The organism is Collinsella sp. 4_8_47FAA (assembly GCF_000763055.1).
Classification (GTDB): Bacteria; Actinomycetota; Coriobacteriia; order Coriobacteriales; family Coriobacteriaceae; genus Collinsella.
The window spans coordinates 105850-114623 of sequence record NZ_KN214138.1; the positions used below are offsets into that span (position 1 = coordinate 105850).

9 protein-coding genes are annotated in these 8774 nt (G+C 60.9%); all 9 read left to right on the forward strand.

What is annotated here, in order from left to right:
- Nucleotides 1-34: 34 nt before the first annotated feature.
- The 9 genes from HMPREF9463_RS09470 (at nt 35) to HMPREF9463_RS09510 (ending at nt 8295) form a co-directional block, all read left to right on the forward strand.
- A complete protein-coding gene (locus HMPREF9463_RS09470) occupies nt 35-229 on the forward strand; it encodes an ATP synthase subunit c family protein (RefSeq protein ID WP_022094262.1) in 195 nt (64 codons plus the stop codon).
- A 15-nt stretch (nt 230-244) separates the two neighbouring features.
- Nucleotides 245-847, forward strand: coding sequence for a F0F1 ATP synthase subunit B (gene atpF, locus HMPREF9463_RS09475; protein ID WP_006235712.1), 603 nt, complete (start codon nt 245-247; stop codon nt 845-847).
- Nucleotides 837-1313, forward strand: coding sequence for a F0F1 ATP synthase subunit delta (locus tag HMPREF9463_RS09480; RefSeq protein ID WP_035138792.1), 477 nt, complete (start codon nt 837-839; stop codon nt 1311-1313). The genes atpF and HMPREF9463_RS09480 overlap by 11 nt, the downstream gene beginning before the upstream one ends.
- Nucleotides 1313-2911 (forward strand): F0F1 ATP synthase subunit alpha, encoded by a 1599-nt coding sequence (gene atpA / locus HMPREF9463_RS09485; RefSeq protein ID WP_035138794.1) that lies wholly within the window; start codon nt 1313-1315, stop codon nt 2909-2911. The genes HMPREF9463_RS09480 and atpA overlap by 1 nt, the downstream gene beginning before the upstream one ends.
- 5 nt (nt 2912-2916) lie before the next feature.
- Nucleotides 2917-3825, forward strand: a complete 909-nt coding sequence (atpG, locus tag HMPREF9463_RS09490; RefSeq protein ID WP_035138795.1) for an ATP synthase F1 subunit gamma — start codon at nt 2917-2919, stop codon at nt 3823-3825.
- Nucleotides 3825-5279 carry a F0F1 ATP synthase subunit beta gene (gene atpD, locus HMPREF9463_RS09495; RefSeq protein ID WP_006235717.1) on the forward strand — a complete coding sequence of 485 codons (1455 nt, stop codon included), beginning with the start codon at nt 3825-3827 and terminating at the stop codon, nt 5277-5279. The genes atpG and atpD overlap by 1 nt, the downstream gene beginning before the upstream one ends.
- A gap of 3 nt (nt 5280-5282) precedes the next feature.
- Entirely contained in the window at nt 5283-5675 is a 393-nt protein-coding gene (gene atpC, locus HMPREF9463_RS09500; protein WP_006235718.1) for an ATP synthase F1 subunit epsilon, read from the forward strand.
- A gap of 88 nt (nt 5676-5763) precedes the next feature.
- Nucleotides 5764-7047, forward strand: a complete 1284-nt coding sequence (murA, locus tag HMPREF9463_RS09505; protein WP_035138796.1) for a UDP-N-acetylglucosamine 1-carboxyvinyltransferase — start codon at nt 5764-5766, stop codon at nt 7045-7047.
- A 12-nt stretch (nt 7048-7059) separates the two neighbouring features.
- A complete protein-coding gene (locus tag HMPREF9463_RS09510) occupies nt 7060-8295 on the forward strand; it encodes an LCP family protein (protein WP_006235722.1) in 1236 nt (411 codons plus the stop codon).
- Nucleotides 8296-8774: the final 479 nt, after the last annotated feature.

An 8774-nucleotide genomic window follows, 5' to 3' on the forward strand; every position in this document is an offset into this window, starting at 1 on the left:
CGTGAAATAAGACACGCACGACAAAGGAGGAATCGTGGGAGTTATCGGTTACGGTCTCGGTGTTATCGGCGCTGGTCTTGCTATCGGCCTGTCTGCTCTGGGTGCTACGGGTGCTATGGCCCGTCAGCCTGAGGTCCAGGGCCGCGTGTTCACCGTCTTCATCATGGGCTCCGCTTTCGGCGAGGCTCTGGCTCTGATCGGCTTCGTTGTCGCGCTGATCGTTAAATAGCACGGAGCGTCAAGTATGAATCTTTCATCCCAGAAGAGCGCGATCGCACTCTCCGCGTCCGCGGCCGCGCTGCTCATGCCGGTTTCCGCGTTCGCCGAGGACGGCGCCGCCGGTGCGGACATCCTCATCCCTAAGATGGCGGAGTTCATCCCGGCGCTTATCGCCTTCCTGATTATCTGGATCGTGCTGGCCAAGGTCGCCCTGCCGGGCATCATGAAAACCATGGAGGAGCGCGGCAAGAAGATCGAGGAGAGCCTCGACGAGGCCGAGAAGACCAAGCAGGAGGCTATCGCCAAGCGCGCTGAGTCCGACTCGATCGTCACCGACGCCCGTCGTCAGGCTGCCGACATCGTTCTCGAGGCCCGTAAGGACGCCGAGTCCGAGCGTGCCCGTATCATCGAGGCTGCTCACAAGGAGGCCGAGGAGATCATCGCCAAGGCCCATACGACCGTCGAGGACGAGCGCAAGTCCATCTACGCCGGTGCCGCGAGCTCCATCGCCGACCTGTCCGTTGCCGTCGCCACCAAGATCGTGGGCGAGGCACTCGAGGACGATGCCGAGCAGAAGAAGCTCATCGAGCGCTACATCCAGGAAGCAGGTAGCCTGAATGCCGACTAGCCGCTATCAGGACAAGGTGCTCGAGACCTACGCGCGTTCCCTTTTGGAAGCCGCCAAGGCCGAGAACCATGTGTTCGAGGACCTCGAGATGGTCGAGCGCTTGGCTTCTGCCAGCCCCGAGATCATCGCCGTGCTCGACACCATGTCCAAGCGCGACCAGCTCGACCTTCTTCCCAAGGTGGCAGCTGCCTTTAAGTATGTTGCCGAGGAAGACGAGGATGTAGTGGGCGTGACCGTCACCACGGCGATCCCGCTCGACGACGAGCTGCGTCAAACCATCACTAAGAAATGCGAGCAGGACTTCGGCCGCAAGGTATTCCTTATCGAGCAGGTCGACCCGTCTATCGTGGGCGGCCTGGTGCTCGAGGCCCGCGGCGAGCGTCGTGACATTTCCGTCAAGACGCAGCTGCGCATCGCGCAGGAGACCCTCGCAAACTCTGCTAATTCGTACGGAGGTGAAGCCTAATGTCCGAAACCCTCAATGCCCAGGATATCGCCAAGAAACTGCAGGAGCAGCTCACGAGCCTCTCCGCGACGGTCGATACGCATGAGGTTTCAACGGTCGACGAGGTAGGCGACGGCATCGCGCGCGTCTCCGGCCTCAAGAGCGCCATGGCAGGCGAGCTTCTGGAGTTCAAGAGCTCCGATACCGGTGAGACCGTCTTCGGCCTTGCCCAGAACCTTGACCGTGACGAGGTCGGCGCCGTTCTGTTTGGTGCCGTCGACTCCATCAAGGAAGGCGACGAGTGCCGCACCACTGGCCGCATTATGGATATCCCCGTGAGCCGTGCTATGCTCGGCCGCGTCGTCAATCCGCTCGGCCAGCCCATCGACGGCCTGGGCGACATCGTCGCCACGCACCGTCGCCCCATCGAGTTCAAGGCTCCCGGCGTCATCGATCGTACCCCGGTGTGCGAGCCGGTTCAGACCGGTCTGCTCGCTATCGACTCCATGGTGCCTATTGGCCGCGGTCAGCGTGAGCTCATCATCGGCGACCGTAAGACCGGTAAGACCGCCATCGCCATCGACGCTATCCTCAACCAGCGCGGCAAGGGCATGGTCTGCATCTATGTCGCCATCGGCCAGAAGGCCTCCACGGTTGCCAACATCCGTGAGACCCTCGCTCAGCACGGTGCGCTCGACTACACCATCATCGTTTCGGCCACTGCTGCCGATTCCGCCCCTATGCAGTACATCGCGCCTATGGCCGGTGCCGCTATTGGCGAGTTCTTCATGTACAACGGCGAGGACGGCAAGCCCGCCAGCGAGACCAACCCCGGCGGCCACGTGCTCGTCATCTACGACGACCTGTCCAAGCAGGCTGTGGCCTACCGTCAGATGTCGCTGACGCTGCATCGTCCGCCCGGACGCGAGGCCTATCCTGGCGACATCTTCTACCTGCACTCTCGTCTGCTCGAGCGTGCCGTCAAGATGTCCAAGAAGAACGGTTACGGCTCCATGACGGCACTGCCGATCATCGAGACCCAGGACGGCGACGTCTCGGCCTACATTCCGACCAACGTCATTTCCATTACCGATGGTCAGATCTACCTGCAGTCCGAGCTCTTCTTCCAGGGTCAGCGCCCGGCAGTCGACGTGGGTATCTCCGTGTCCCGCGTCGGTGGCGATGCGCAGACCAAGGCCATGAAGCAGGTCGCCGGCAACCTCCGTCTGGACCTCGCTTCCTATCAGGAGCTCGCTGGCTTTACGCAGTTCGGCTCCGACCTCGACGAGGCTACTCAGAAGCAGCTGACCCACGGTGCTCGCATGACCGAGCTCCTGAAGCAGCCGCGTTACAAGCCGTTTGAGGTTGGCGAGCAGATCGTTACGCTGTTCGCTGGCAACGAGGGCTTCCTGGATGACCTGGAGATCGCCGACGTGCTGCCCTTCCGTGCCGAGCTCATCGAGTACATGGACAATGGCTTTGGTTCGCTGCTCGACAAGGTTCGCGCCAAGAAGATCGATGATGACACCAAGGCTGAGCTCTTGCGCGTCATCGGCGACTTCAAGCAGCAGTTCATGGCCAAGCACCATTCGGATGTTTCTGGATCAGAGGAGAACTAAGCCCCATGGCCAACCTTCGCGACATTAAGAAGCGAATCTCCTCGGTTACCACGACCAAGCAGATCACGCGCACGATGGAGATGGTCTCTACGGCCAAGATTCGTCGTGCCCTCGATCGCTCCAAGCAGGCCGAGCCCTATAAGGAGGCGCTGACCGACGTCATGTTGACGGTCGCCGGCGACGCCTCCTGTTCGGGCACCGATCCCATGCTGCAGAAGCATGAGAGCGTCAAGCATGGCCTGATTGTCGTTATTGCCTCGGACCGCGGCCTTGCCGGCGGTTTCAATACGACGGTGGAGCGCACGGCCGAAAAGCTCGCCGCTTCTTGGGCGAACGACGGCATCGAATATGAGATCATCGCGTGCGGGCGTAAGCCGGCCACGTATTTCCGTGACCGCGCAAACGTTGTCATGCACTTTGAGGGCAACTCCTCTGAGCCCGATTTCAATCAGGCCCGCATGATCTCCTCTCATATCTGCGATGCGTATCGTGCCGGTGAGCTTGACCGTGTCGAGCTTGTCTACCACCACGCCAAGAACCGCGTGGATCAGGAGCTTCGCGTCGAGCATCTGTTGCCGCTCGACCCCGAGATGATCGCTATGGCCCACGGTCCGCGTAAGAACGAGACCGACGCCCCTAAGCGCATCTCGTCCACGTTCGAGTTCGTGCCCTCTCCCGAGCATGTTCTCGGCAAGCTTGTGCCGTCTTATATCCTGACGGTCATCTACCAGGCCCTGATCGATTCGGCGGCTGCCGAGCAGGGTGCACGCCGCAAGGCCATGCACTCCGCGACGGAAAACGCCACCGCGATCATCTCGACCCTTACCCGCACGTATAGTCGCGTGCGCCAGGCTTCGATCACGACCGAGATTAACGAGATCGTCGGCGGAGCCTCAGCATTGGAGGAACAGTAATGGCTAATAACACCGTAAAGCTTGCGGTCGAGGAAGCCACCAAGAAGACGACTGCCGGTGATGGTCGCATCGTGCGAATCATCGGCCCTGTCGTCGACGTCAAGTTTGACGGCGCGGTGCCCCCGATCTACAACGCGCTCACGGTCGAGGCCGAGACCCCGATCGGTCATCTGAGCACGATCCTCGAGGTCGAGAGCCAGCTTCCGGGCGGCGTCGTCCGCACGGTCGCCATGTCCTCGACCGACGGCCTGCAGCGCGGCCTCATCGCCACCGATACCGGTGAGCCCATGAAGATGCCCGTTGGTCCCAAGACGCTCGGCCGCATTTGGAACGTCATGGGCAAGCCCGTCGACGGCAAGCCCATGCCCGAGGTGGAGGAGTTCTACCCCATCCACCATGCAGCGCCCCGTTTCGACGAGCTCACCACCAAGACCGAGATCTTCGAGACCGGCATCAAGGCCGTCGACCTGCTCGAGCCCTACATCCGCGGCGGCAAGACAGGTCTGTTCGGCGGCGCCGGCGTCGGCAAGACCGTTCTGATCCAGGAGCTCATCAACAACCTCGCCCAGGAGCACGGCGGCACCTCGGTGTTCACCGGCGTCGGCGAGCGTACCCGCGAGGGCACCGACCTGTTCCTCGAGATGAGCGAGTCTGGCGTTATCGACAAGACCTGCTTGGTCTATGGTCAGATGAACGAGCCGCCCGGAGCGCGTCTGCGCATCGGTCTGGCCGGCCTTACCACCGCTGAGTACTTCCGCGATCGCGGCCAGGACGTTCTGCTGTTCATCGACAACATCTTCCGCTTCTCCCAGGCAGGTTCCGAGGTTTCCGCACTGCTGGGCCGTATGCCGTCCGCCGTTGGTTACCAGCCCACGCTGGCAACCGAGATGGGCGACCTCCAGGAGCGCATTACCTCGACCAAGACGGGCTCCATTACCTCCGTCCAGGCTGTCTACGTCCCCGCAGACGACCTGACCGACCCGGCGCCTGCCACGACGTTTACGCACCTCGATGCCACCACGGTTCTTTCGCGTAGCATTTCGTCGCTCGGCCTGTTCCCGGCTATCGACCCGCTTGCGTCTTCCTCCGACGCTCTCGATCCCTCGATCGTTGGCGAGGAGCACTACCGTGTCGCCGTCAAGGTCCAGGAGCTCCTGCAGGAGTACTCCGACCTTCAGGACATCATCGCCATTCTGGGTATGGACGAGCTGTCCGAGGAGCAGCGCCTTACGGTCAACCGTGCCCGTAAGATTCAGCAGTTCCTCTCGCAGTCCTTCCACGTCGCCGAGAAGTTCACCGGCAACCCCGGTGTCTACGTCCGCGTCGAGGATACCGTCCGCTCTTTCGCCGAGATTGTCGACGGCAAGGCCGATGACCTGCCCGAGCAGGCTTTCCGCTATGCTTCCACGATTGAGGACGTGCGCGAGCGCGCCCGCAAGATGGGGGAGAAGTAGGTTATGCGTATCCGCATCGTGTGCCCCGTGAGCTGCGCCTATGAGGGCGACGCTGCGTTTGTGTCGATTCCGTCCACGGATGGCGAGTTTGGCGTCCTGCCCGCTCACTCCAGCGAGATCTGCACGATCGACCGCGGTTACGTTCGCGTTTCCGATAAGGCCATGGGCACTGTCGACCACACGTTTGCCGTGGCCGGCGGCTATGCCCAGGTTGCGGACGATGTCGTGACCGTTCTCGCCGAGCGCGCTTGCGATTTGGCGACCGTCGATGCCGACAAGCTTAAAGCTGATATTCAAGGTTTTGAAGAGAAGCTGGGTAATTTGTCGGAGGATGATGCACGCCGCGCCTACCTCTATAATGAAATCGCATGGTGTAAGCTCAAGCTTGCCCAATAGTCAAACGATTTAGCGTTCGACCATTTGCGAACACATCATGCCCGGGATGGCCCAGCCATCCCGGGCATGCTTTTTGAAAGGGTAGACCTTGGATATTATCCGCGTTGAGGGTGGCCACGCCATCGGAGGCTCCGTGCCCGTTTCGGGCGCCAAGAACTCCGCGCTCAAACTCATGGCGGCAACGCTTCTGGCGCCGGGCAAGACGACGCTGCAGAACGTGCCCGATATTTCCGATGTCCACGTGATGGGCAAGGTGCTCAAAGGCATGGGCGCTACGATCGATGTTCTCGACGAGCATACGCTCGAGATTGATACCTCTCAGGTCGATTCATGGGAGGCCCCCTACGAGCTCGTTGCCAAGATGCGTGCTTCCACCGCCGTCATGGGACCCCTGCTGGGTCGCTTCCATCGCGCCAAGATTGCCATGCCGGGCGGCTGCAACCTGGGTGCTCGCAAGATCGATATGCACATTCTTGGTCTTGAGGCCCTGGGCGTTGAGTTCGATACCGCCCACGGTTACATCAACGCTAATGCGCCCCAAGGTCTGCGCGGTACCACCGTCACGCTCGAGTTCGCCAGCGTCGGTGCGACCGAGAACCTCATCATGGCCTCTGTGCGCGCACAGGGCACCACGGTTATCGACAATGCCGCCCGCGAGCCCGAGATCGTCGATCTCGCTAACATGCTCAACGAGATGGGCGCCAAGATTGTTGGCGCCGGTACGCCCGTCGTGACTATCGAAGGCGTGGAAGAGCTCCATCCCGTTACCCATCGCGTGGTGGGCGACCGCATCGAGGCCGGTACCTTTATCGTTGCCGGTGCGTTGATGGCCGACGATCGCGGTGTCGACGTCACGGGTTTTTGCCCCATTCACTTGGGCATGGTGCTCAAGAAGATGGAGCTCATGGGTATCGACTGCGAGCGCGTCGAAGATGGCGTCCATGTGAACCGTGCCGAGCGTATCAAGCCGGTCGACATCCAGACGCTTCCGTTCCCCGGTTTCCCGACCGACATGCAGGCGCAGATTATGGTGCTCTCCGCCCTTGCCGACGGCAGTTCCGTTATTACCGAAAACATCTTCGAGAATCGCTTTATGTTTGCCTCTGAGCTGGTGCGCATGGGTGCCGACATTCGTATCGAGAGCCATCATGCCATGATTCATGGCGTCAAGGGCTTCTCGGGTGCACAGGTTACCTCGCCCGATCTGCGTGGCGGAGCGGCCCTCGTCGTAGCGGGCTTGATCGCCGACGGGACGACCGAGGTTTCGGCCATCCATCACATCAAGCGCGGCTACGAGCAGTTTGTCGAAAAGCTGCAGGCGCTCGGCGCGCATGTCGAGCATGCTACCGTCCCCGATCCCGTCATCTACTAATACAGGTTGCCTATGTTTAATAAAAAGCCCCTCGCGGATACCACCGCCCGAAGACCCTCAACTGGTGCGCAGGCCAAGATCTACAGTCGCGATAACGTGGCTCGCTATTCCGAGCGCGCTCGTCAACGTCGTCGTAGCCACACGATTCGTCACGTCGCGCTCATTGTCGTGCTTGGCGTGCTGCTGAGTGCCACTACCGCTGCCGGCCTGTGGTTTGCCACCATTATGGGCAAGCTCGGCGATTCTAATGTCATTACCGACAATCTGCGTCGGGTTCTGGTTGACACCGATGAGGCAAAGGATCCGTTCTACGTGCTGCTTCTTGGCACCGACGGCCGTCCGGGCGAGGATACGTATCGTGCCGACTCGATTATCCTGGCACGCATCGACCCCACGCAAAAGCAGGCGACGCTCATTTCCGTTCCGCGCGACACCAAGGTCGAGTACAAGGGCGAGACCATGAAGATCAACGCCTGCCATACCGTTGGCGGCGCCGAGGCCATGGTCGAGGCGGTCAACGAGCTGTGCGGTGTTCAGATTTCCCACTATGCCGAGGTCAGCTTCGACGGTATGCAGGCGCTGATTGATTCGGTTGGCGGTATCGACATTAACGCAACCGATGATGTTGACGACCCCGAGCACCTGGATATTAAGATTACCGCTGGTCAGCAGCATATGGACGGCGCCACCGCCCTTACCTATGCCCGCTGCCGCTACACCTATGCCGACGGCGACTACACGCGCATGCGCCACCAGCGTCAGGTGCTTGGCGCCCTTGCCAACCAGATTCTCAATAACTTCGATGCCACGAAGATCTTTGGCCTGGTTAATTCGCTGTCCGATATGCTCGTGACCGATATGAGCGTTCAGGATATCGTGGCTACGGTCAATGCCATGCGCGGTATGGATGTCGACGGCATCTACTCGGCCAACCTGCCCTCGTATGCCGACGACAGCACCATGATCGACGGTGTGAGCTACGTCTTTGTCTACGAGGACGAGCTCAAGGAAATGATGGAGCGCGTCGATGCCGGCAAGGATCCCAAGGGTCCCAACACCATGGGTCTTTCCGACGGTTCCAGCTCTACGATCGGCGACCTGAACAACAACACGTCTGACGACTACGCAAACGGTACCGCAACCTCATCGGTCAGCTCTGACGATTCCGATGACTCAAGCGATTCGAGCGATTCGGACTACTACGAAGAGCCCACCGGCGACGGCAACGGCTACGAAGCCAACTACTAGAGTTACGCGGTTTTACCAAACCGCGTAACCAGTTGACGCTGCAAACCCGCCAGAGCGGCAATCTGCCTTTCAACTTCGGCGGCATGACCAGAAGGTCAATGCCGCCTCGTTTCAAGGCACCTTGCTCGCTCTGGCGGGATTTCGCTCATATGACCCAATCCGCTGTCAAGAGCCACAATGGCCCCGCCGACCGCTTGCAATCGGTCGGCGGGGCCTGCCGTTAACCCGTCCCGGTCCGCCCCCGGCATGTCATCGACGCCTTCGGCTCAGTCTCATATCCGCGGATACCGTTCTGCCGGCCCGCACTCCATTCCTTCGGCGGGGTTCCCCAAGTCTGTCGAGGCGCATGCGGAGGGCTCCGCGCGCACAGCGAAATAGGGGGTGTCCCCGAAGGCCGCCCGGCTCGCCGGGACGGGGGCTATGTCTATTCCGCGCCCTCCCGGCACATCATGCCGAGGGCCCAGAGCCACCTCACGAGC

What these genes read in the sequence shown, in the direction of transcription:
- atpD (WP_006235717.1), top strand. Translation starts at nt 3,825, where the DNA reads ATGGCTAATAACACCGTAAAGCTTGCGGTCGAGGAAGCCACCAAGAAG.
- atpF (WP_006235712.1), top strand. Translation starts at nt 245, where the DNA reads ATGAATCTTTCATCCCAGAAGAGCGCGATCGCACTCTCCGCGTCCGCG.
- atpG (WP_035138795.1), top strand. Translation starts at nt 2,917, where the DNA reads ATGGCCAACCTTCGCGACATTAAGAAGCGAATCTCCTCGGTTACCACG.
- HMPREF9463_RS09480 (WP_035138792.1), top strand. Translation starts at nt 837, where the DNA reads ATGCCGACTAGCCGCTATCAGGACAAGGTGCTCGAGACCTACGCGCGT.
- HMPREF9463_RS09510 (WP_006235722.1), top strand. Translation starts at nt 7,060, where the DNA reads ATGTTTAATAAAAAGCCCCTCGCGGATACCACCGCCCGAAGACCCTCA.
- atpC (WP_006235718.1), top strand. Translation starts at nt 5,283, where the DNA reads ATGCGTATCCGCATCGTGTGCCCCGTGAGCTGCGCCTATGAGGGCGAC.
- atpA (WP_035138794.1), top strand. Translation starts at nt 1,313, where the DNA reads ATGTCCGAAACCCTCAATGCCCAGGATATCGCCAAGAAACTGCAGGAG.